At 48.7% G+C, this 24,893-nt stretch carries 13 protein-coding genes; 3 read left to right on the top strand and 10 right to left on the bottom strand.

Annotated features, from left to right (window positions below):
- Positions 1 to 741: 741 nt before the first annotated feature.
- From QFZ81_RS01085 to QFZ81_RS01075, 3 genes are read right to left on the bottom strand one after another with little or no spacing between them, the layout of a single operon-like run.
- Positions 742 to 1,416, bottom strand: a complete 675-nt coding sequence (locus tag QFZ81_RS01085) for a DUF4166 domain-containing protein (RefSeq protein WP_307601144.1) — start codon at positions 1,414 to 1,416, stop codon at positions 742 to 744.
- Positions 1,417 to 1,418: 2 nt separating this feature from the next.
- Positions 1,419 to 2,336, bottom strand: coding sequence for a DoxX-like family protein (locus tag QFZ81_RS01080; protein WP_307601142.1), 918 nt, complete (start codon positions 2,334 to 2,336; stop codon positions 1,419 to 1,421).
- Positions 2,337 to 2,390: 54 nt separating this feature from the next.
- The gene (locus tag QFZ81_RS01075; protein WP_307601140.1) at positions 2,391 to 2,639 is read right to left on the bottom strand and encodes a hypothetical protein; all 249 of its coding nucleotides are present in this window, start codon (positions 2,637 to 2,639) and stop codon (positions 2,391 to 2,393) included.
- 268 nt (positions 2,640 to 2,907) lie between these two features.
- On the opposite strand from QFZ81_RS01075, the gene QFZ81_RS01070 reads away from it, so the two are divergent.
- The 3 genes from QFZ81_RS01070 to QFZ81_RS01060 all read left to right on the top strand — a co-directional run bounded on the left by QFZ81_RS01070 (position 2,908) and on the right by QFZ81_RS01060 (position 4,837).
- Positions 2,908 to 3,477: an FAD-dependent oxidoreductase gene (locus tag QFZ81_RS01070; RefSeq protein WP_307601138.1), complete on the top strand. Its 570-nt coding sequence runs from the start codon at positions 2,908 to 2,910 to the stop codon at positions 3,475 to 3,477.
- 45 nt (positions 3,478 to 3,522) lie between these two features.
- Positions 3,523 to 3,750 carry a DUF896 domain-containing protein gene (locus tag QFZ81_RS01065; RefSeq protein ID WP_307601136.1) on the top strand — a complete coding sequence of 76 codons (228 nt, stop codon included), beginning with the start codon at positions 3,523 to 3,525 and terminating at the stop codon, positions 3,748 to 3,750.
- Positions 3,751 to 3,838: 88 nt separating this feature from the next.
- A complete protein-coding gene (locus QFZ81_RS01060; RefSeq protein WP_307601134.1) occupies positions 3,839 to 4,837 on the top strand; it encodes a type I glyceraldehyde-3-phosphate dehydrogenase in 999 nt (332 codons plus the stop codon).
- 100 nt (positions 4,838 to 4,937) lie between these two features.
- On the opposite strand, the gene QFZ81_RS01055 is transcribed toward QFZ81_RS01060, so the two are convergent.
- The 7 genes from QFZ81_RS01055 to QFZ81_RS01025 all read right to left on the bottom strand — a co-directional run bounded on the left by QFZ81_RS01055 (position 4,938) and on the right by QFZ81_RS01025 (position 24,888).
- Positions 4,938 to 5,414, bottom strand: coding sequence for a GNAT family protein (locus tag QFZ81_RS01055; protein WP_307601132.1), 477 nt, complete (start codon positions 5,412 to 5,414; stop codon positions 4,938 to 4,940).
- 280 nt (positions 5,415 to 5,694) lie between these two features.
- Positions 5,695 to 5,931, bottom strand: coding sequence for a hypothetical protein (locus tag QFZ81_RS01050; protein ID WP_307601130.1), 237 nt, complete (start codon positions 5,929 to 5,931; stop codon positions 5,695 to 5,697).
- A 312-nt stretch (positions 5,932 to 6,243) separates the two neighbouring features.
- Positions 6,244 to 7,827: a glycoside hydrolase family 43 protein gene (locus tag QFZ81_RS01045; protein WP_307601128.1), complete on the bottom strand. Its 1,584-nt coding sequence runs from the start codon at positions 7,825 to 7,827 to the stop codon at positions 6,244 to 6,246.
- Positions 7,828 to 7,860: 33 nt separating this feature from the next.
- Positions 7,861 to 10,044, bottom strand: coding sequence for a glycosyl hydrolase family 28 protein (locus QFZ81_RS01040; RefSeq protein ID WP_307601126.1), 2,184 nt, complete (start codon positions 10,042 to 10,044; stop codon positions 7,861 to 7,863).
- Between the two features lie 735 nt (positions 10,045 to 10,779).
- Entirely contained in the window at positions 10,780 to 14,421 is a 3,642-nt protein-coding gene (locus QFZ81_RS01035) for an Ig-like domain-containing protein (protein WP_307601124.1), read from the bottom strand.
- A gap of 395 nt (positions 14,422 to 14,816) precedes the next feature.
- On the bottom strand, positions 14,817 to 17,960 hold the full coding sequence (locus tag QFZ81_RS01030; protein WP_307601122.1) for a pectinesterase family protein: 3,144 nt from the start codon (positions 17,958 to 17,960) through the stop codon (positions 14,817 to 14,819).
- A 220-nt stretch (positions 17,961 to 18,180) separates the two neighbouring features.
- Positions 18,181 to 24,888, bottom strand: coding sequence for a pectinesterase family protein (locus tag QFZ81_RS01025; protein WP_307601120.1), 6,708 nt, complete (start codon positions 24,886 to 24,888; stop codon positions 18,181 to 18,183).
- Positions 24,889 to 24,893: the final 5 nt, after the last annotated feature.

Below are 24,893 nucleotides of genomic sequence, written 5' to 3'. Positions count from 1 at the left end.
TCTCGAGAGTTAATCACATTAATTAGAATTTTTAAAAATAATACTAACCATGAAGTCGTTTATAAGATTAACTATATTTTTGAATTAGCTGACCATTAGCTTCTAAACTTTTAATCTTATTTTCCAAAAAGCTCTTCTCTAGTCTGATATGAAGCAATTCGGTGTCTAAATCCTGACCCATGGTATAAACCGCGGTAACAATGTCTTCAGTTCTATAAACTCTTTTCATACTCGGATTCTTTGAATGAGAACATTTTTCCTTAAACTCATGTTTTTATTTCTTTAACTCCTTAATAAATTGCAGATATGTAAAAAATAAATGCCAGGCAAGAAAAAATCCACCAATAGCTAGGGCTAATAGAATAGTACCTGTCCAAATAAATCCTTTTCCTGAACGTAATATTCTATTCTTAGATTTTCCGTACTTAAAAATTCCAATCAAAGTAAGTATAATACCTAAAATAAACAAAATAAAACAAAGCAAATACAACAAGAAAAACAAATATCTCACCCCAATAAGAAATAATAATCGTCATTTAAAATTATTTTACCGTCGCACAATGAAAAATCACGGTTGCTTTAATAAATGGGACGCAATTGAACCAGTGTATTTCCATCTTCAACGATAGGAGGCTGTGTGAAAAGTACTTGGTTTTCATTTACAAAAACGTGAATTGGTTCGTTAGAAGCAGCAGCATTGGGTTGCGGGAACGAGCACGAGAAGATATTTCATTTTCGTTTCTATTCCCGCTTCTCTTCTCTAACAGGTTTCATCTCTGCAGGTATGGGTTCACCATGCACATATTCCACATCAAAATGGCCGCTGTATCCGAACAAGGGTCCGAACGTTTTGTTATGAACCTGAACATCAATCCGGAACGTCCCCTCTACATCGTCATACCATTCACAAACATCTGCATAGCCCGAAGCTATCATTGGAAATCGAAACCCAAGCAGCCCCTCATAAAAATATTGATTTCCAGAGCGCAGCTTGATGCCGCCATTGTCCGCAACGGACATGTCGATCTCTACGGCAAGATGCTGGTGTGTGCCCAAGTAATCAATGATCTTTTGACGTTGTTCGCTGTAAATCATTGTAGCATCAAATTTACGTACCCGATTCTGAAAATCAAAGCTCCGTACCCATGTAACTGTCTCTCGTCCGAAGCTATCTAAATAGGCATAGTTATGTATGGTGAATGGAATGTTTTTACCTTTTTGCGGAAATAGGATGTTGCGCCACGTCCCAATGTATAGAAATGGCAACGTAAACCACTTACCATACCAAACTTTGTCCATTGTCCCACGGCCTATGGCCGCTATGCCATCGCTGCTACTGAAACCGAATCGTTTTTGAATGTTAGGATGCAGCTGCGAGAACTCGACTCCCAACACTTTTTGATAAATTGAACTCATGACTACTCATCCCTCCAATGTACTGTGCGCTTACAGCGACGGGCATCCGGCAAATCACGCAGTTGCAACAGCCCAACAAAGGATAAAGCAATCATGCTGACATTGAGCGAAATAGGATTGAAAGGCTCGACATAGACATGCGGCTGTCCTATTGCACTAATACCAAGCAAAACCATAAGAATCAGGTTTAACAGGTACATGATCTTTCTCCATTTTCGGCCAACTAATAATAGTAAAAGACCAAAGCTGATTTCGCCAACCCCCATAATAGCCAGAACAATCGACTCATACCCGTGAAAGAGCCCCGTACTCTGTAAAATGTCTATTTCACCAGAATTCTGCACAAGCAGTTTCGGAACGAGACCTTGATATATCCAGTCAATTGAAAGAATACTTATGCACAATATGTCTGTCAGAGAACGGCTGAAGGAAACTCGAGGTGAGATCCCCTTTTCCAGCGACAGCCTTAACCGATCAAAACTCCAAGCTGTTGCCCCTCCCATCATAGACCTAAACATTAGTTGGTCAAACCATTCCCCTGCCTTGCCGAATCGCGTTCGATAATCATATCGGGTTATGAAGCGAATCCCCTCTTCCGTAGGTATGTACCTCCAAAAACCAGCCCCCTCACGAATCAGAGATAGTGACTGATCAGAACTGAATTTTAAAACCGAAGTTCTCATACCATCTTTTTCATAGGTGCTGTACGTTTCCCCTAATCCCTCTATACGCATCCCGAATCCGATCTTAGTCGCATATTTAAACTGCTGGGGTTCCGACTCCGCACTCTTTTGCAAGTATTGAATTTCAGAAAATCGCAAGTCCCAACTCTCGTGCAACATCGGGTCCTGTGTATATTTCCATAACGACTCTATATCAGTACGAATTATAATTTCTACATATATAGGTTTTCTAGGCAAAAAGTCTCCTCTTTTCCGCAGCCATCTTCTCAAATAAGTGATGGTGAACACAATTCAATGCCATATTTTGCTCTTTTTTATGATGAGCACCAAATACATGACTAATGGAGTTCCTATAACTCCAACAATTGGAACCAGAATTTGCGCATGGATTCCATAATGGAGTTTTAAAGCTTCGGCAGCTAAACCTTTCGGGATAGTCTCCACGGATGGTTCTGTAAGCTTTAGTATTAGGAATAATAATCCTTCTACTAATGCCAAGGAGCCGATCAGTAGAACTGACATCCACATGAATTTTTTCAATTTATCTCCTCTTTCATAAAGAGACTGGATCATACGTATTTTATCGGTCCCTAGTCCAAACATGATTAATTTATAACCACCAAAACTAAGTTAGTCCTTTCCATTGCCAATAAAATACATATTGACTTTTCACTTTATGAAGCATATTATTATCTCATAACTAAGAATCTTAATTTAGAGATATTTTTCTTGCATACAAAAAATATAGCTTACCCAAGTATTGATGCAAAGAATACTAAATTTACACACATTCGAAGGAGTTGTTGTTATGTACGATATCGCAGTGATTGGCGCAGGTCCCGCAGGAGCAAGTGCAGCATTGTTTGCAGCAAAAGCAGGAAAGAAAACTTTACTCATCCATAATGATAAAAGCATGACAAAAAGGGCGTGGCTTGAAAATTATTATGGTATTGAGGAAATTTCCGGTCCTGATCTTATAGATATTGGTAAGAAACAGGCCGTTAAATTTGGCGCCGCAGTAAAGGATGAGAAGGTTCAAAATATCGTTAAAATAGATGCAGGTTTTCACATTGAAACCAATATCGGACAATATGAAGCTAAATATATCATTATTGCAACAGGAGCTTTAACAGAGCTTGCGGAACATTTGGGCTTAAAAACAAAACCAGCAACCGAACCCCGAATTAAGACGGTCATTGATGTTGATACAAATGGCCAAACAAGTTTGGATGGCATTTGGGCGGCAGGTACAGCAGCTGGCGTTAGCGTCCATGCCATCATCACCGCTGGTGACGGAGCTAGAGTGGCGATAAATGTCATTAGCGAAATAAATGGGGAAAGATACGTTGATCATGACATTTTAAAAACTTCTGAATAAAAATTTACCAACTTTACACAAATCATATAAAAGGAGTGGTTCACTATGCTTACCATTTTAAATAAAATTAATGAGCTTTCAAGAAAAGAGAAAGAAATCGGATTAACTGAGATTGAAAAAACAGAACAAGCCAATCTGCGTAAAGAATATCTTCAAATATTTCGTGGTTCAATAGACAGCTTGCTCTTGAATTCTACAATTATTGACCCGAACGGAGATAATGTTACCCCTGAAAGATTAAAAGAAGAACAGGCCAAAATAGCTGCAAAATAAATGCTTCCTGAGTGATAGGAACCAAAATATGCTAAAATTGAGGCGTACCCGTAGGAATTCATATTTATCATTCAATGGAGGTTATACCATGGGCAAAATAGGAATATTTGGATTTGGGCGTATTGGCAGACAGTTATTAAGAGTAGCTTTACAGGATCAACTATTTGTTCCCGTGTCCATCTCTGATATTAAAGACGCAGCAACACTTGCCGCTCTGTTCGAAGTTGATACCAACTATAAGCGCTGGCACGAAGCCGTATCGGCACAAGAAGGTATTATGGTAATCGGTGGACGCGAAATTCTGTTTATCGATTCATCGAAGGAAGTCCCTAATTGGAAAGAATTAGATGTAGATCTGGTAATTGACTGTACAGGCCGAGCTGTCACCCGAGCTGTTGCTCAGGTCCATTTGGATCGCGGGGCAAATAGAGTATTAGTTAGTGGGCCTAGCAAGAGCCTCGAAGATTGTGATGCTGTCTTGCTGAAAGGGATAAATTTAGATAGTTTTGATCCGGAAAAGCATAAAATTATTAGTATGGCGAGTTGCACGACCAACGCATTGGCTCCAGTGGTCAAAATAGTCAAAGAAAACTTCGGGATTAAGTATGGTCTCTTCTCCACCGTCCATTCTTACACGAACACCCAGTCGCTAACTGATCAGCCTATGAAGGATCGCCGAGATTCGTGGGCTGCAGCTGAGAATATCATTCCTTCTTCATCAGGAGCTGCAAGAGCCCTTAAATTTATCTGGAATGATTTGCAGATTACCGGAAAGGCCTACCGGATTCCAACGCGCACCGGAAGTATTGCTGAATTAAACCTTGTGACGGAGAAGCCATGTACAGTACAGCAGGTAAATGATATTTTCCGCAGTGCTGCCAAAGATGGTCAACTGAAAGGAGTTCTTGATGTTCTGGAAGGTGAATGGGCATCATCACGTATCGTAGGCGACCCCCATTCCTCCATCATTGACCTTCCTTTGACCCAACTGCAGGGTGAAATCCTATCCGTTGCAACTTGGTACGATAATGAATGGGGCTACGCTTCGCGATTAGCAGAAGTTGCGGCTTTTCTAGTTAATAAGTAAAATCGCTGCCATTGAATAAGTAGGATCGCCTCCGTTTATATAGAGGCGATCCTTTATTACCTCAATGATCCCCCACTCTTCAATCCTTGAACAAAAGCAATTAATTATACGATAACCATACGGTATTACCCACAACCTCAAAACCCTGCTTGTACCAAAAATTACGTGACTTTTCTAATGAATACACATACATTTTCTTATTAGGGTATTTCAGTTTAAGCCAATCAATGAAGAAAGCTGCATAGCCCTTCCGTTCAAATTCTTTCAGTACATCCAATGCTTCTATAAATACATAATCTGTTTTGTTCTTGATATCAATATAGAAGTCTTGTTCTAAGTATTTTTCATCATCGTTAAAATAATCTTTCTCCGCTTTCTGAATTAACTGTTTCGCACTCGTGTATTCCCAAACCACGGCATACCCCACCATTGTGTTTTCAACTTCAATGAGATATACATCATTAGGCAATTCCGAGCTTTCCTTCTTACTCAATTCACCTGCATGGTAGCCGGATTGCAATTCACTTAATATCGTTTGGAACTCTTGATCGAATGGTCTTTTCGTAATCGTAGGCATTATAAACATCCTTTTCACAATGTTGTCGGTAACGGAAGTATAACATACATCTACCCACATCCCCTATGTTAGTTAATAACGTCAACTATAGCTAATCATGTATAGTACATATGTAAGGAAATCGGCCTCAGAAGCATATGCTCCTCCTCATCATGATAGGGAAACATACATACGCCCCATTTTCGCCTGCTGGGACTTATCCAGTGTGACGAACAGCCCACTCCGATTGATTTTGATAATATGCCGCTGATAACCAGCACGACAAAATCCAATGCCATATTCATCTCTTTTTTATGACGTGTACCAAATACATCACTAATGGCGTTCCTATAACTCCAACAATTGGAACCAAAATTTGCGCCTTGATTCCATAATGGAGGTTTAAAGCTTCGGCTGCTAAACCTTTTGGCATATTTTCCACTGAAGGTTCTGTAAGCTTCAGTACTAGGAATAATAATCCTTCTACAAATACCAAGGAGCCAAACAGTAGAACTGACATCCAAACAATTTTTTTCAACTTATCTCCTCCTTCATAAAGGGAGAGAGCTTCGATAATTATCTTCAAACCCCTCTTTTCCTATTACGGAATTGCCAAAAGAGACTGAACTAAATCAAGCACCCGTGAGATGTGGTGAATTGGAAGGTAGATTAACTTAACCTATGTTTGCAACCCAATAACCCCATCCTAAAATAAAGACAGGGTTAATAGAAGTCACTTTACAGCTCCAATATATCTTTGCAAACTATCCTCTACACATCCGGCAATTAGTTCTACGAATGGTCCTAGGTCATTGCCTATACTTGCTGTTTCGGCGTTGCAGAGATGAAGCTATGAATCGTTCAAAGAGTCTTTATTCTCCACGTGAAACCAGTCAAAATCGGCATACCCGCTTCCGAGAGCTTCGCCGAGCTGAAGGCAAAACAATCCGATCTTCGCGCCGACCCAGCCTCCCGGCATAGCGTCGAACGTGTCGCCCAACGTCTCGTACGCCTCACCGTCAAAGCTGATCTGGAATAAGCATTTCGCCTCTCTAACGATAGTTACACGTAGATAAACAGTTGAAATATCCGCCGGTACCTCAGCATCCAACCGTTCCGACGCCCCCTCCTTGCTTCCTTCACCACTTACAAGCACGATCCGAAGGCCTGCTTCTGACGACTCTAATGAGATGTATCTGTATTTATGCCCGAACACTGTAAGCCCGGCTCGTTCTATGCCTGACCCGGCATACAGCGTCAGCTTCGTCGTCACCGTAAGCTCAGGCGCAGGCAGCTTTTGACATAAGACGTTAGGAGCATCGTATAACGTTGATGCTCCTTTCGGCAGAGAATGAGCCATGAGCCGCAGCTGTCCGGGACTTGCCGTGAGTGAGAGCCATTCCGGCCTGCTGTTTCCTTGCCATTGCCACTGGAGACCAAGCGCCGAGTGGTCAAACTCGTCAGAAGTAGCAGGTACGGCAATAGGCCAACTGCTCCCCGTATTAGGCTTTCGATACTCGGACACCGGCTCGCCGATCCCGTCGCCGTTCGAATCGATACCCATCGTCGGCCAATCGTTCTCCCAGCCCATCGGCTGCAAATGAACAATGCGGCCATATGCCTCCCGATCCTGAAAATGCATGAACCACGACTCTCCCGAATCAAGCTCCACGTATCCACCTTGATGAGGTCCGTTAACATCAGTATGGCCCTGATGCAGCACAATCTTATCTTCATAAGGGCCAAATATGCTTCGCGACCGCAATATCGTTTGCCAGCCTGTTTTCACACCGCCGGCTGGCGCGAAAATGTAATAATAGCCGTTGCGCTTGTAAAGCTTCGGTCCTTCCATGGTAGGATGATCCACTGTCCCGTCGAATACAATACTCCCGTCATCGAGCAGTGCCGTTCCGTCCGGCTTCATGCGGCACATGTTCAGCTTATGCTTAATGCCGCACCTGCTGTTGGCAAACGCATGCACCAGATATGCGTGTCCGTCTTCATCCCAGAACGGGCAAGGATCGATCCAACCCTTTACGGCCTTTACCAGATGTAAGGGTGACCAAGGCCCTGTCGGGTTTTGCGCGGTCGTCATGAAAATCCCCTCGTCCGGAGCGCCGAAATATATATAAAACGTCCCGTTGTGGTGGCGGATGCTTGGTGCCCATACCCCATCCCCGTGGCGAACGCGCCCTTCAAAGCCATCGGGCAATTGATCTATTGCGTGCCCGATGAGCGTCCAGTTCACCAAATCATTCGAGTGCAGAATCGGTAAACCAGGCGTGCTGACGAAGCTCGAGGCTGTCATGTAAAAGTCGTTCCCGACCCGAACAATATCCAGGTCCGAATAATCTGCGTATAAAATCGGATTTCGGTAAAAGCCGTTTCCTAAGTCTGCGGTCCAAACGGAAGATGGTATAGGTGTTATTTTCATTATTGAAGATCCCCTTTTGTAGTTTGAGAGTTTTTAACGAATGGCATTGGCTGCAGCAAAACGAGCTCCCGTAATGTGCACGTTTCGTTTGTCAGCCGCCGCTCCGGCTTCCTGTAGGCGGATCAGCTCCACCTGTTCGCATTGGTGCAAGGTAATGAGCGAACCGTCTTTTACATGTAAGTCCATCTGCTCTAATACAAGCTGCTTCGCATAATGGCAGACTACTCCCCGGTCAGCTGCCGCCGTAACGTTATGGACGTACAGCTGTTCCAGCGGCATTTCCGGAAGGCCGTTGATGAGCAGTGCCGTTTTTGCGCCCGTGCAAACAACATCGATGATTTCGATACTGCGAAAAATCGGCGTTCCCTCGTTCACCGGCTGCATCTCATCTTGAGCGACACCTGAGCCTTCCTTCCCTTCGTAGAAGAGATTGAAGGAGATCGCTTCCATTGCAATGTCGATCATCCGAATACGCTGGATGGAAATATGCTCCACAATGCCTCCCCGCCCACGTGCGCTTTTGAAGCGAAGGCCGATGTCGGTTCCGATAAAGGTGCAGTCCGTCAAGGATACATATCGCACGCCACCGGACATTTCGCTCCCGATCGTAAACCCGCCGTGTCCATGGTAGACAACACAGTTCTTGATTGCCACGTACTCGCATGGAAGACCCAGTTTGCGTCCTGCTTCGTCCTTGCCGGATTTCAGGCAAATCGCGTCATCCCCGACGTCAAACGTACAATGTTCCACGACCGCGTACCGGCACGATTCCAGATCAAGGCCGTCACCGTTCTGCCCATACCACGGATTACGTACGGTTACGTTTCGAATTGTTACATGCTCGGAAGCCCACGGATGCAAGCACCATGCCGCGGAATTTTGAAATGTAGGTCCGTCCAGCAGGATATGTCGGCATCTCCTAAAACTAAGCAGGTTCGGCCGTAAATAATCTCGAGCTGGCATATAGGCTGCCACATCCTTAACACCTTCCCGGCTAAGCCGATCGACCCATACGGCCCCTTGCATAGCGGCCTCCGACGGCCACCACATGTCGCCGGCTTCATTCGTAATACCACCGCTCTGGAGCAGCTGTACCCACTGAGGTTCCGTCATTTTCCACTTCTTTACCGGCCTCCACGCTTCTCCCCCGCCGTCAAACACACCTTTCCCTGTTATGGCAATATGTTCTTGTCCTTCCGCATCCAACGGCGATTGGCAGCGAACAGCGCCCAGACCTTCATAAGTAGACTGAATGAGCGGATAGTCGGCGAACGTTTGACTGAATCGAATGACTGCGCCTTCCTCGGCATGAAGCTCCAGTCGGCTCGCCAGCTTCAGTGGCCCTGTCAGCCAAAGTCCGGCCGGAATGATCAGCTTTCCGCCTCCCGCTTCCGTACAAGCTTGGATCGCTCGGTGGAACGCGTTGGTATTGTCCGTCAGTCCGTCGCCTACCGCTCCGAAATCGGTTAACCGGAACGTCCGATCCGGAATGTCCGGCAGGAGCACCTCCGGCATAACCCAATGAGGGATACCGTTCTCCTGTGTAAAATAAGTGCTGATCGGCAGGCCGGCGCGTATGAGCCCTTCACGCACAAGCAGTGCCATTTCACCCGCCCCGCGTTCGTTAAAGTGCGTATTGTCCGCGCAGCCGTCCGGGTAGTTCGGATGCTCGCCGGGACGAAGCCAGACGAATAACGATTTGGATCCGTCAGGACCAAGCGAAACGAGTTTCATCTCGCTTAATGTGCATAAATCGATGCAGGCGACACCTTCCCGCTGCGCCAACTGCCGGACAGCCTCCGGGTAATCACCATGAGATTGAACGTAAGTCCCCTCTTCGTTAAATTGACGCCGCTGCACCGGCGTAAGAAGAACCGGGGTAGCCCCCACGGACTTAGCAGCATTAATGTACGTTTGCAAGGTCATTTGATAGGTGCCAAAAGGCTCCGTCCGTCGCTCCGGTTCCGGCTTCTGATCGTTATGCCCGAACTGTATCAGCAGGTAGTCCCCTTCCTGCATCGCATCCGTTATTCGAATCAAATGCCCTTCGTTGATAAAGCTCTTGGAACTTCGCCCATTACGGGCTTCGTTGACGACAACGACGGAATCGTTGAAGTAACGCCCGATCATCTGTCCCCATCCGGCCATCGGTGACCGTTCCTGCGGATAAGAGGCTGCGGTGGAATCTCCTGCAATAAATAAGCGAATCGGTTTCATGATGGTACGCTCCTCGTATATAGGATTCATTGAACGGCCCGCTGTGGGACCGATCTCGAAACGATATGACTTCTATCTACAACCTAGCACAAAATAAACATACCTCTCCACACCAATGTTGCTGTATTTGCTCAACCTTTGCAATATTTGCTCTCATGCTTTTAGCATCAATCGGTAACGGTAGAACAAAATCACTCTTTGGGTGATATGATCATAACAAAAATAGCGAGAACAGCCTTTCCATAGGTACCTTCATTGCTAATGACTTTGTCCTTTAGACGTATCCCCTGCACAAAAATTGCATCAGATGTTGCGCTATCCTGCAGCTTGCATCAATTCTCAGAAGTACTCGAGGTAGTTTTGTAGGTTCGTATAGATTCTTATAGTTGAGATTTTATACTGAATAATGAAAGCGTTTTAATGTCACTCAAAAACCGGAAAGAAAATCGTGGCTGTAACTGCACTGGCATTATCTCTCTTATCCATTTTCATTCCCGAAATAAAAAAACCATCCGCCAAGACATAAACGAATGGTTTTGGAGTAAAGATGCTTGATCGCTAAATTGTCAACCTGGATACATATTGATTGACGTAATTTCGAAATGTTTTGTTCTCATGACATCTACGCTTAAGGATAATTGCAGACTCAGGTAAGGGACTTACGGCGAGGTTGAGTAATCTTCCCCAGACGCTGTCGGGATGCCCTTAACCCTGGAAGCAAACTTCAATAACGTTTTACTTGCTTGACTGATCGCGGGGTACGGTTGCAGTTACCGAGACCGTCGTCTTATTCCCCACTTTATCGGTTGCGGTGTATGTGATCGTGTAAACGCGACCGGAACCGGTACCCGCTCGTTCTGCGCGCAGCATAAATGAAGTATCCAGAGTACCGTACTCTGCTCCTTGTATATCATTCGGCTGATCTCCGTCGCCCAGGCCGTCGTCCGGTTCGTTGCTCGTTATGGAGATCAGCACGACCGAGTCGATCTCCGACATGCCATCGTCCGCATAGACGCTGGCATTTACGGTTTCCAACTGATGGTTCACCGGCAAGAGCGTTGTCTTGTCAAGAACGATACGAAGCGTCGGCGCCGTCTTGTCAATGTTGTTTACTGATGCTACAACCGTTCCTGTATTGCCCGCCCTATCCATGAATTCAAACGTAAAGCTGCCATTCTGACTGAACGTATAGCTGGAAGCCCCGTTGTTATTGGTGATCGTCACTTGCTCATTGGGCTCGATCGTGGCGATAACATCTTGGTTTGTCATCGCCGTGGTGCTGTATACCACCTTGGCTGTCGGCGCCGTCTTATCAATGTTGTTTACTGATGCTACAACCGTTCCTGTATTGCCCGCCCTATCCATAAATTCAAACGTAAAGCTGCCATTCTGACTGAACGTATAGCTGGAAGCCCCGTTGTTATTGGTGATCGTCACTTGCTCATTGGGCTCGATCGTGGCGATAACATCCTGGTTTGTCATCGCCGTGGTGCTGTATACCACCTTGGCTGTCGGAGCTGTGGTATCTATGGCTAATGTTCGATAAGCCCACTTCGACCAAGCCCCCCGGGTATCTTGCGTCCGAACCCGAATGCTCCAGGTATCGTAATCCTGCATCATTGGAGCTTGATACGACGTCGCGCCATCGACCACTTCCCCGGAATCCCAAGCCGTCGTCTGCCAATTGTCTTTCGATCCTTGCACCTGATAAGCACGCTGTGCGTCGCCGGCATCCGCATCACTGAAGCTCCACGTGATTGTCGGATTGCTTACGTTGATATATTGGCCGTCCGAATAGGAAGTCACGGTCGTAACCGGCGGCGTATTCTGAAACGTCAACGATACGTTGGAAACCTTGACAGCGTTATAGTTGTGAAGCTCGTTGCTTTCCTGCTTGGCATCGACAGCGATCCCAATATACACATCCGGGTTCATCCCGATCGTGAGTGGCAATCCAACCTGTGTCCACGTTTGACCGTCTTGAGACGCATAAGCCGTAAAGACGTTGCCTGTTCGGTTTAACTTTAGCCAGACAGGTATATTCGTCGCGGCCAGCACGGCTGTCGGTCTCGCTGGCGTAGTCGTAACGCCGCCCTTTTGCCCGCGGGAGATCAGATGTACGGAGTATTTCGTCGGCTGAGTGTCCGATTTGACATAAGATGTGCTGATCATGACCATCGCGGAATCCGGGTCTAGCGTATTCCGGATCATGATGCCGGAAGCGGCGTATTGGTCAACCGGCGTGATGGACTCCACTTTCACGATCCTTTCTCCATCGCCTTTTAACAACTGGTTTGTGAATTGGAACGAATCCCGACTGCCGCTTATTACACCGGATCCTTTGACAGTATAGACGTTATTGGCATCGACGCTTGCGGTTCCCGCGATCGGCGGGTTGCCGATATCCACCGATTTCCATGCAGACTCTGCGTTTAGCGCAGCATCGTTGACATGAATCGGAATAATCGAGGACTGCGTCGATAGTCCGTTGCTGTCGATAGCTCTCGCCGACACATAATGGGTGCCCCCGCTTAAGTTAGTCCAAACAAATGAATAAGGAGCGTCCTTTGCCTCGCCCAATTTCACGACACCATCATAAAATTCCACTTTGGCAATAGAGGCAGCCGCGTGGGCAGTTGCTGTCGTTTGAAGCGTCAGGCTGGAGCCCGTTAGATGCAACTCGTTCAAAGACAGCGATGTTAACGCTACGCTCGGGTTTTTCGGCGCGTTTGTCCAATCGACTAGCGAATGGAGGTACATCTCCACGTTCGTATAGCCGCTTCCCCCCTTCTCCAGCGCGCTCCCGTCGCTATTGTCATTTTTGTTCAGCCCATGCTCATCTTCCCACACGTCGGGCATTCCATCCCCATCGGAATCTACCGGCGCAGGTGCCGAATTCATCTCGGGATAGCCGCCTACCTCTGTCGCCCTGTTTATAAACCGACCGGTCCCGTTTCTCACATCGTTGACAACGCGCGCGTCAACCGGATCTCGCTTCGGCAGGATGGCCCCGGCTTTGGCCAATACGCTGGTATAAGCGTCCTTGCCTGCTTCCGTAGCAACGGAACCGTCGGGCACGGAAAACTCGGTCGGAGACAAGCTTCCTCCATTGACGCGAACGCCAAGCTCGTTATTCGCCGTTACTTCCTCCGAGCCATCCATCACATTGCCCGCAACGTACCATGATCCGGTATCTGCTGAGGCAAATAGTTTTCTCACTGAAGCGTAGGTCCCGGGGCCGGGTTTGTAATAGTTGTTGACCATATTGATCTGGGATCCGTCCCCGCCGTATGTGGGTAAATATCCCCAGTCGTAGATGACATTGTTGCGCAAGTCGACGGTTGCCGGCTGTGGCGCCGTCCCCGCGCCGATGCGAGGATTTCGGCTCGTATTATGCGCGATCAGGTTATGATGGAATGTCGCGGAAGCGCCGCCCCAGATTCCGCCATAGCCGTGTTTGCCTTTATCGTGTCCGGACATCGTCAAGCTCTCGCTAATGATGCTCCACTGCACCGTGGTGCGGACATTGCTGTAGAACGAAAGCACCTCGTCCGTCGACCAGCTCGCGGAAACATGATCGACCAAAATATCGTGTATAAAGCGTCCGCCGAACGCATCCGGTTCGTTAGCAATATTTTGATCTCCCGGACGAAAACGGATATATCTCACAATAACGTTGCTTCCGCCTATGACCGTCTCACCATCCGCTACCGTTATGCCGTCCCCGGGCGCCGACTGCCCTGCAATCGTCAAGTTGCTTCCGGCTATTATTAACCGGCTCTTCAAATGGATGACGCCGGATACGTTGAACAGGATCATCCGATTGCTTTGAGATATCCCGTCGCGAAGCGAACCCGGACCCGAATCGTTTAGATTCGTTACATAATAAACACTGCCGCCGCGACCGCCGGTCGTATACATTCCCGCCCCTTCAGCTCCGGGGAATCCGGGTATCTTGGCAGGGGGCACTTTCGGCTCGGCTCCCGCTTCCTCCGATGCAGCTCCTTCTCCTAAAAGATTAACCGCGGTTACGACATAATAGTACATCGTACCGTTAACAACTGCTTCATCGGTGTAAGCCGGATCTGTCAGCCCGGAAGCGCTGACTTGATACGGTCCGCCTGCGCTGGTACTGCGCTTGACGTTGTAGGATATAGCACCGTCTACCGTGTTCCAAGTCAGGCTTACTTTGGCATTCCCTCCTACGGCGGTTAATCCGGTCGGAGCCACGGGTTTCAGATTGTCCGTTATTTGCGATTGTCCCGGAATCGCTCCGAATGCACTTTCGGTGAGCGTTGGGAGCGGGAAAAGCCCCACAACCATCGTGATCATCAGAAAGCAGGCAAGCCACCTCTTCGACCATATTGTTTTTTTCACAGATTTTGCCTCCCAGTTGGACAATTCTATCCCTTTCGAAATGCCGATAACGCTATTAGTTACGGGGTGCTGGTTCCTTTCAGAACGACATTAAACGTAATTGGGTTGGAGATTGCCTGCCAAAATCTGCAGTCCTAAAAGAATCTCTGTTTGAACCGTCAAGCCGTCATAACCCATACCGTTCCCGCTTCACTCAATCGGCATGAAATCGGGTAAGGGTTATAAACCGTACTGTAAATATTGTCGTTTTTTCCCCTTCCGGCCATCCGCTTGATTTCGGGAGCGACGTTGTCGTAAACGACCCGCATCCCGGTAGCTTTCTTCGGCCAATAACATCCCGAAGCGTACAGACGCTGTCGGAGTCCTTAACCCTGGAAGCAAACTTCAATAACGTTTTAATTGCTTGATTGATCGCGGGGGACGGTTACAGTTACCGAGACCGTTGTCTTATTCCCCGCTTTATCGGTTGCGGTGTATGTGATCGTGTAAACGCGTCCGGAACCGGTACCCGCTCGTTCTGCACGCAGCATAAATGAAGTATCCGGGGTACCGTATTCTGCTCCTTGTATATCATTCGGCTGATCTCCGTTGCCCATGCCGCCGTCCGGTTCGTTGCTCGTTATCGAGATCAGCACGACCGAATCGATCCCCGACATGCCATCGTCCGCATAGACGCTCGCATTTACGGTTTCTAACTGATGGTTCACCGGCATGAGCGTTGTCTTGTCAAGAACGATACGAAGCGTCGGCGCCGTCTTGTCAATGTTGTTTACTGATGCTACAACCGTTCCTGTATTGCCTGCCCTATCCATAAATTCAAACGTAAAGCTGCCATTCTGACTGAACGTATAGCTGGTTGAACCGCCATTATTGGTGATCGTCACAGCCTCGCTTGGCGTAATGGTTGCAACTACATCTTTGTTGGTCGGCGTTGTCGTGCTGTAGACCACTGTTGCCGTAGGCGCGACTTTGTCGATGTTCGTCACAGTGGCTGTAGCGCTGCCCTTGTTGCCCGCTGCATCCATAAATTCAAACGTAAAGCTGCCATTCTGACTGAACGTATAGCTGGTTGAACCGCCATTATTGGTGATCGTCACAGCCTCGCTTGGCGTAATGGTTGCAACTACATCTTTGTTGGTCGGCGTTGTCGTGCTGTAGGCCACTGTTGCCGTAGGCGCGACTTTGTCGATGTTCGTCACAGTGGCTGTAGCGCTGCCCTTGTTGCCTGCTGCATCCATAAATTCAAACGTGAAGCTTCCATTCTCGCTGAACGTATAGCTGGAAGCCCCGTTGTTATTGGTTATCGTCACTTGCTCATTGGGCTCGATCGTGGCGATAACATCCTGGTTTGTCATCGTCGTGGTGCTGTATACCACCTTAGCTGTCGGAGCTGCGGTATCTATGGCTAATGTTCGATAAGCCCACTTCGACCAAGCCCCCCGGGTATCTTGCGTCCGAACCCGAATGCTCCAGTTATCGTAATCCTGCATCATTGGAGCTTGATACGACGTCGCAGTATCGACCATTTCCCCGGAATCCCAAGCCGTCGTCTGCCAATTGTCTTTCGATCCTTGCACCTGATAAGCACGCTGTGCGTCGCCGGCATCCGCATCACTGAAGCTCCACGTGAATGTCGGAGTGTTTACATTTACATATTGCCCGTCCGTATAGGATGTCAGGATTGTAACCGGATGCGTATTATCTGTTAACGGAATGATGGCGGTACGCAGCGGGTTCCAGTTGTCAGTTCCTTTCATTACGTTTTGTACCGTGTACTGACTTGCTTCCTCCGGTGTAAGCTGTTTCGACCAGCCTACACGCGCTTTCGGATTCGCACCCGGTCCCCGGCTGTTATACTCGGAGTATCTGGCCGTTTTCTCGTTAGTCGGCTTATCCCAGTTATGCCAGCCGTAAGGTGCGATCGACGAATCGATCATCGTGTCGATGAAGGCTACTGCAGCGTACTCACGCCACGGTCTTCCGAAGTAGACGTTCTTGACCCCCGGATTGGAGGTGATCTTCGAATTTTTAAAGACATACCCGTAGGTTGTAGTCTCCGGCGTACTTGCCGCGGTTATATAACCGCCGTTCAGGCGATTGTTGTGCAACTCATTGTTTTCGAAGAACGCGGTCGCCGGACCGTAGATGTAATCGACGTCGCCTTCGATATAGCAGTCTTTGAAATATTCCCGCCCTGAAATGTAGATCGTATCCTGAAAACCAAGGAAACGGGCATTTTTGAACACACTGCGGTCCCCGCTTATATAAGCGGCGAGCGCCTGACCGGTGCCTGGACCGGAGTCGTTCTGGAAGGTCATGTTTTCGGCCGAAAAATCGCGGCCTTGCAAGAGGGCCGTCACGGTTTCGAGCGTACTATACGGCGTACCGTCAGGTTTCTTGGAATTCACGTTAAGATTGTAGACGAGAATCGTGCCGGTTGCGCTTTCGCCGACAAGGCTTACATACGGCTTGTTTGCCGGTACGACAATTTGCTCTCGATAGACGCCGTTGCGAATATAGATAACGGTCCTTTTGGTGTTATTGGCCGGAACCGCATTCAATGCCGCTTGAATCGTTGTAAAATCACCCGTTCCATCTTTCGCGACGACCAAAACATCCGCCGGGGTGACAGCGATCGGTTCGGAATGATAGCTTTCCCCATGGGCGTTTACCGCTGAAATCACATAATCGTAGGTTACGCCATTGACAAGGCCCGCGTCCTGATAGCTTGTCCCGGGAATACCGGTCTTAATGGTCTCGTATTGACCGCTCTTGAATGCACCACGTTTGACGGTATACGATACCGCCCCGCTGACCTCTCGCCAGGTCAATATGACCTGGGCATTGTCGGCAACAGCTTGAATGCTGTCCGGAATTGCAGGCGTTCCGCTCGGCGCAGGGACTACCTGAACGGATGCGGAATTGGCGCTTGCAGTCACCGGGCTTGCGGCCGATACGACATAGTAATACCTGGTGCCGTTGCTTACCGTTGAATCTGTATATTGGAGATCTGTTACACCCGAAACAACCGTCTCATAGTTTCGGCCATTTTCCGTACTGCGCTTCACATCGTAAGATAGAGCTCCAGCAACCTGGTTCCAGCGGATCGTAATCTGACCGTCGCCGCTTATAGCCGTCAAACCGGTTGGAGCGTCGAACGGCGCTATCGGTACAACGGCGGCAGCGGCAGAAGGCGCGCTTTCCCCTACACTGACGGATGTGACCTGATAATAGTATCTAGTACCGTTGTCCAGTCCGAAATCACGGTACTTGGTGTCCAGTACGTCGGCAATTTTGGTGTAGGGGCCTGCAGGATCGGTGCTCCGGTAAAGCCTGTATGCGATGACCGGATAATCAATCGGCGGATTCCAGGTCAGATCTGCCTGGCTGTTTCTGGGCTTGGCCGTAAGATTGGTCGGTACACCGGACAGACTCGGAATATCTTCGGCAAACGCTACACTCGAAGCCATGGGGCTTCCGATCTGAATCCATGAAAGCAATAACAGCAAACTTACAATAGCCAAAATACTTTTTCTCATACGCTTCCTCCTAATGAATAGTATCAACCTCATGTCGAAAACAAGAAATCCGCACTACGATTTTTCAAATTTTTTATGGTGATATACACCTCCACCTTCAGTTTGTAACCGTTTTCAATGTATCACATTTGATAGAAGCGAACTTTATTTTACACCTCCAGGACCCAATTTCAGGTCCGGAGGTGTTGTATCGCTCCCTTTCGTAACTTCGAATAACTAGTTATTTGTTGTCATGCGGCACTGTAACCTCAGTAGTAGCCATCGTTTGATTTCCTGCGAGATCAGTGATTGTATAAGTAATCAGATATATACGTCCCTGCCCTTTGCCGGACCGTTCAGCCCGCAGCTGAAACTCCGTATCAAAAGTTCCGATAGCGGCATCCTGAATATCTCCCGCCGTGTCTCCGTCACCTAGGCCATCGTCCGGCTCATTGCTCGTAATTGAGGTCAGGACGATCGTACTGACGCCGGCGCCTTCATCCTGTCCATAGACGCTCATACTAACGGTTACCAGCTTATGATTCGCAGTCGATAAAGTCTGCTTATCCGGAATCAGTGTTAATGTCGGCGCAGTCGTATCGATGTTGCTGACGGTGGCCGTAGCGCTGCCCACGTTGCCTGCCGCGTCAACAAACTCAAAGGTGAAGCTTCCGTTAGCCGTGAATGTATAGCTGGTTGATCCGCCATTGTTGATAACCGTAACAGCCTCGCTTGGCGTAATCGTTGCTACTACAGCCTGATTGGTCGGCGCTGTTGTGCTGTACGCCACCGTCGCCGTAGGTGCGATTTTATCGATGTTATACACAGCGGCTTCAACCGAGCCTTTGTTGCCCGCAGCATCCATAAATTCAAAGGTGAAGCTTCCGTTGTCCGTGAATGTATAGCTGGTTGATCCGCCATTGTTGATAACCGTAACAGCCTCGCTTGGCGTAATCGTTGCTACTACAGCCTGATTGGTAGACGCTGTTGTGCTGTAAGCCACCGTCGCCGTAGGTGCGATTTTATCGATGTTATACACAGCGGCTTCAACCGAGCCTTTGTTGCCTGCAGCATCCATAAATTCAAAGGTGAAGCTGCCGTTAGCCGTGAATGTATAGCTGGTAGATCCGCCATTGTTGATGACCGTAACAGCCTCGCTTGGCGTAATCGTTGCTACTACATCCTGATTGGTAGGCGCTGTTGTGCTGTAACCCACTGTTGCCGTTGGAGCGACATTATCGATGTGGGCTTTGACAAAATCATTCTCAACGTTTACCTCATTTACGAGCACCCACATAAAATAAAGTGCTTTGGCCGCTTTCGCTCTTGCAACGATCATCTTCGGCTCAAGCTCTGTGCCATTGATCATCTTGCCTCTCGCGATACCTTTCTCCGACCGGATGAGACCCAATTCATAAGCATCCTTTACCTTATTGACCAAATCAGGAGATATATCCGCCGTATCCGTAAGCTGCTCGAAGGAAACAAGCGGATAATACATCACGCCTTTGGCGCCGGAATCCAAATTCGGATCGTAGTTCGGGCTGCCGGGCACTGCGGTCGTGCCGTTGTAATCGGTCATGTACTTCGGCTTCGCAGTACCGAATTTGGCCCGATAAGCATCGTCCAATATAGCGCCCATTACCTCGCGTGTCAGCTCTCCGTTCGCATATCCGGCCAATACCGATGAATCCACGTCCATAATCGAGCTGATGGCTCTAACGAATTCGCCCACCGACATCTTCATGTCGGGATTAAAGTTTCCATTGCTATCCTTGCTCATAACGCCAAGCTGAAGCAGCTTCTCAATCTGATTCCGATAATATGAGCCTGCACCGGTCGTCGTATCCTTGGCCATTTCCGGGAAGATGTTCGACCAGTCGCCCGCTGCGATGGCAGCCTTGACGTCTTGTTTAAGAAAAGAAGCAATATTCGCGGCTTTCGGATCGCCTGCGGCTCCTTTGCCAGCGATTTCCGTAACGATGATCCGGGCGAATTGTTTCCCGAGAGCTTCCTTATAGTGAGTTCCGTCTATTTTGTTTGACGGATGTCCGTTGGCGTAGCTTCCGTCGTTGGTTTTGCCCGGCGTTTCCCCCGCTTCAATGGACATGACGATCGCGGTCGTCGCTTCGACTCCGATAGCGTTATAATACTTGAGGCTTTCCGAGTTCAGATCAACAACGGTGACTCCCAGTTCCTCAGCAGCCTTTTTCATAATATCCGGGAACAATCTGGTTTTAAAAGAGTTCGTATAGACAGATCCTGGCTGCGCAGCACCATTGACCCTGGACATCGGAGTCACCAGTACGGGAATCATCCCGCGAGCCCGAATGGCAGGAACATACACTTCCTTGATATAAGATTCATACATCGCTTCAGTAGCGCCTCTGCCGAATCGACGGTTCTCATCCGTACTTTCGTCATTATGACCGAACTGAAACATCACGTAGTCCCCGACTTTTCCTGTCATCAGAATATCGTTAAAACGGCCTTCCGTATAAGCGCTCTTGAACGAACGTCCACCCATCGAATAGTTAACGACATTCACTTTGCTCAAATCGAACATATTGTCAAATACTTGACCCCAGCCACTCATCGGCGTTTCGTCAAAGGTGTAGGATTTGACTGTGGAATCCCCCAGCGTATAAATCGTCGGAAGGCTTCCAGCAGCGCGCGTTTGCGGTGCGATCGGAGTAAGGACGATTTCCTGCACGCCAACAGGCGTATTGGTTTTGTTCGGTTCAATCTCGATATCGATAAAGCTCCGCCCGTTGATAAAGTTATAGGTCCATTCCTTTCCGCTCGCTGTAATGAAATTGCGTATTGGCACTAGCTTTGCCGTATCCCAGTATCCGCCTTTCAGGAGCCGGCTCGTCTGCATGCCCGAAACCGATACGGTTGTGTCCGCAGCAGCGGAGGTTGTTTTAACGTAAACTTGGTACGCTCCCGGAGGAGCTTTGATCCGAAATGCCATGCCGTAATTGTTGTAGTTGTCCTTCTCAAAGCCTTTCTCTGCATAAAATTGCGGTTCGCTAATGACAAAACCGGTTCCGTCCGAAGTAATTGGAGCCGTATGCACTTGTCTTGCCGGCAGCGCGCTGGTCTCATTAACAAAGCCGTAGCCAACCGAAGAGTTGTACAGCGGCGCACCGTTATTCGGGCCATAAACCACTGACGAGTATCCGTCTTTAGCTGTGTTGGTAAAATTAAATTTGTAGGTAATTTGTTCGACCTTGTCGGGTACGTTCTGAATGAGATTAGCAATCACCATCAGATCCTGATTATCGATTTTCCCGTCCAGGTTGATGTCCCCCGCTTTGACCAAGTCCCAGTCGGAATCCGCGGATGATTTGCCGTAATGAGCAGTGATCCATCCCAAATCTGCGATCCCGATTTCCCCATCCTTGTTGACATCCATAGGATCATAATTGAAATTAACTGTGTTAGAGAAATTTTGAATCGCCTTATTCAGCTCAAGGGCAGCTTGATTGATCTCCTGCTGTGTCGACGCACCGTTGCTCTCAACCGCCTTGGCAGTCTGGATCGCCGATTGGAACGTTGCCTTCGCTCCAGACGGGTACTGCCCTGTGCCTGTTCCTTCCACTGCGGCGAGGACCGCAGCTTCCGCATTGACAATAATGAAATGGAGAACCGATATATCCGCATTCACACTCCCTTTTATTGTGCTGCTTACCGTCTCGGACGGCGCGCTTTGACCATCCGCATTGTTTGCGGCCACCGTATAATAGTAGGTTTGGCCTGCCATTACGTTAACATCTGTATAGGTCGTGTCATATACGGAACCGGCGATCGCCGTAAAGCTGCCGTCGCTTGTTGTGCTGCGTTGCACGCTGTAGTAGGCGGCTCCAGCAACAGGGCTCCAATTCAGCGTAATTGTACCGTTGCCCGCCGTCGCGTTCACTCCTCCCGGGGCTGACAGTGCTTGTGGAGCTTCTTGTCCGGGCAGCATGCTGATTAACGTCGGCTCCCATCCGTCTGCTCCCGCCAATATTCGCTGCGGCGTATATTCATTGGCTTCACTAGCCGTTAATTGTCTGGTCCAGCTGAACCTGCCCTTCGCATTGGCTCCCGGCCCGCTGCTGTTATACTCCCCGTATCTGGCCGTCGCTTCATTGCTGACACTGCCCCAGTTGTCCCAACCGATGGCTTTGATATGGGCATCCATCCAGCTGTTGATATATTTGACATTGGCGTACGGCCTCCAGGGTCTGCCCAAATCGACGGTGCTGTTCGTTGCGCTGATATTGGCATCGATATCCCAAGAGGAATCCCAGCTTCCTACCGTTACGAAAGATTTTAATGCAGAAGTGCCTCGTGTCAATCTCGAGTTCAGGAACACATAACCGAATTCAGCTGTCGCATCCGTTGAAGCAGCTGTAATATGACCTCCCGCCTTGCCTACGAATTTGATCTCCGATCTGTCGAAGACCGCCTTCGCATTGCCGAAGATATAATCGCCATCGCCTTCAATAATAACGTCCTTATAGTATTGTCTGCCGCTGTTCGCATAGAGAGTGTCCTGGAAGCCGAGCACCTTCAAGTTCGTAAATACAGCGCGGTCTCCCGTCACAGACAACGCAACGGCCGGTGCAACCAACGTTCTCGGGTACGCTGTATTTTGAATCGTCAAGCTGTCCGCCGTGAAATTGGTTCCGGTTACGCTGACCGAGTAGCTGTTGCCTGTTCCCAAAATGAGCGTTCCTGCAGGCAAAGCAGAGCAGAAGCCCGCAGCCGCCGGAGTTCCGGTCGGGCTCTCCTTGCAGGCATAGTCGTCGTAGGTCAAAACCGTGCCGTCCCGGCTTTGGCCAACCAAGCTGACATAAGGCTTATTAACCAAAATCTTTTCCTTATACACGCCGTTCTTGATGAAAATAACGGTTCTGACCGTATTGTTCGATGCGATGGAATTTACCGCATTTTGAATAGAAGTGAAATCTCCCGTACCGTCCTTCGCAACGACGATCATTGACGCAGGTGTCGCAATGGCCGGCTTGCTGGGCGCACCTTCTCCATTTGCACTCGTAGCCGCCACGATATAGTAGTAGGTCGTGCCGTTCAAAGCAGTGTCATCGTTGGCGTTTGTTCCGGTCAAGCCTGCGCTCAATACCGTGTACGGTCCGGCAAACGAGACCGCTCTCTTCACCGAATAGGAAGCCGCCCCCGGCACAGGATTCCATTGTAATGCCACCTTGTTATTGCCGGGGTTAACGGCAACTCCGTCTGGAGCGGCCGGCGCCCCTACCGCTATGGAAGCAGGCGATGCGGCAACTTGTATGGAATTCATGCTTTCGAGCTGTCCGTTGGAAGCGGAAACCACATAATAATAGATTGTGCCGTTGACCGCCGTTACATCCGTATAGCCCTCCGAGGCGACGTTAGCCGCGATCGTTGCGTAAGGGCCGCCGGAGTTCGTGCTGCGTTTCACGGTATAATAGGCTGCGCCGCTGACAGGCTCCCAACTTATAGCAACCTGCGAATCGGCAACATTGGCAATAACATTCGCAGGCGACGCAAACGGTGCGGCCAGCTTCGCAACAACAGGCGCGCTGTCGTTGCCGGGTGTTCCATCGGGCGCTGTACTTGCCAATGTATAATAATAGGTCGTACCGTTCGTTAAGCCTGAATCATAGTAGCTTGTTTGCGTATACGGCAGCGTGCTTGAAAGGGTTGTATACGGTCCTTCCAAAGACGTGCTGCGTTTCAACGTATACTGGCTTGCGCTTGAAACCTGGCTCCATGATAGGCTTACCGCTGAATCACGGGCGACAACGGCTATATTCGCCGGAGGCTGGGGCAACGCCGCAGATGCCGTTGGCGTTACGGATTGCTCCACCGAATCGTTATTGCCGAATGTATTGACAGAGCTAATCTTATAGTAATAGGTCGTATCATTCGTTATGGTCGAGTCGTAGTAATCCAATTGCGTAACAGGAAGTCCCGAAGCAATCGTCGTATACGGTCCGCCGGAAGTCGTGCCGCGCAGAATCGAATACGACTCTGCGTTTTTCGCAGCCTTCCATAACAATTTTACTTTGGAGGCGTATGGCGTAAGGCTTCCCCAGACAGGCGCATCCGGCAGCGCATTCGGCTTGTAGACAATGATGTTATCCAGCAAAATATTTTGCGCTGTCGTGCCGCCGGTAGTTGCCGAATACGACTTGGCGACCGCATAATCCGTCGGCGCAGCACCGAGCGTTTTCAGCGAGAACGGTTGGCCCTCCAGCTTACCGATCATCGTTCCGTCGCTCATTTTGGTAACGTAGTAGTCGGCACGGAACGAAGTGAAGTTGACAACTGCCTTCAAATGGTACCATACCCCGTTCGAGACGCTGTTCGGTGTAATATTGGTAAAAGCTCCGGTGCTGTCCTTCCATGCAATTCTGCCGCCTTTGAGGTCGACTTGAACGAGCGTATCCGTCGTACGATTCGCATCATTGATCCCGCCGGACAAGGCCAGGACTGTTCGACCGCGGCTGATATCGTTCGTTCCGTTCGGGACAGTTGTGTCTCCGAAGAAATACATATCCTGCTCAATCGTCAAGATGCCTTCTTTAACATTTTGTCCCAATGATTTGGCGATGGCCGTGGAACCGCTGCCATCTCCGACAGTTTGGCCAAGCCCGTTCTTGCCGTCCAAGTCCCTGAGCAACAAAGCATCGGAAGTAACGGCTTCGCCTCCGTCCATTCCTGTTCTGGTAATGCCGATCGAACTGTTGGCGCCGGTAATCGTAGGCGTATAGCCCGCTACCGTCGTCATAGGGTTTGTGGTTTTCATCACCGTCGCATCAGTTACCCCATTCAAATCATCATTGATTAATGCAGTATTCCCGGAGGGCACGGACACGGCGGCCGCTACTTGGCTTTCTATATGGGGGAAGGATACTGTTAATAAAAGTGCGGACAACACAATTTTCAATAGCCTTTTCAACTAGA

The sequence above is a fragment of the Paenibacillus sp. V4I9 genome (assembly GCF_030817295.1).
Taxonomy (GTDB): Bacteria; Bacillota; Bacilli; order Paenibacillales; family NBRC-103111; genus Paenibacillus_E.
This window is presented reverse-complemented; position numbering and strand designations above follow the sequence as displayed.

Excerpts from the sequence above, each read along its gene's own strand:
- QFZ81_RS01065 (WP_307601136.1), top strand. The coding sequence starts at position 3,523 with ATGCTTACCATTTTAAATAAAATTAATGAGCTTTCAAGAAAAGAGAAA.
- QFZ81_RS01030 (WP_307601122.1), bottom strand. The coding sequence starts at position 17,960 with ATGAGAAAAAGTATTTTGGCTATTGTAAGTTTGCTGTTATTGCTTTCA.
- QFZ81_RS01070 (WP_307601138.1), top strand. The coding sequence starts at position 2,908 with ATGTACGATATCGCAGTGATTGGCGCAGGTCCCGCAGGAGCAAGTGCA.
- QFZ81_RS01040 (WP_307601126.1), bottom strand. The coding sequence starts at position 10,044 with ATGAAACCGATTCGCTTATTTATTGCAGGAGATTCCACCGCAGCCTCT.
- QFZ81_RS01045 (WP_307601128.1), bottom strand. The coding sequence starts at position 7,827 with ATGAAAATAACACCTATACCATCTTCCGTTTGGACCGCAGACTTAGGA.
- QFZ81_RS01060 (WP_307601134.1), top strand. The coding sequence starts at position 3,839 with ATGGGCAAAATAGGAATATTTGGATTTGGGCGTATTGGCAGACAGTTA.
- QFZ81_RS01055 (WP_307601132.1), bottom strand. The coding sequence starts at position 5,414 with ATGCCTACGATTACGAAAAGACCATTCGATCAAGAGTTCCAAACGATA.
- QFZ81_RS01085 (WP_307601144.1), bottom strand. The coding sequence starts at position 1,416 with ATGAGTTCAATTTATCAAAAAGTGTTGGGAGTCGAGTTCTCGCAGCTG.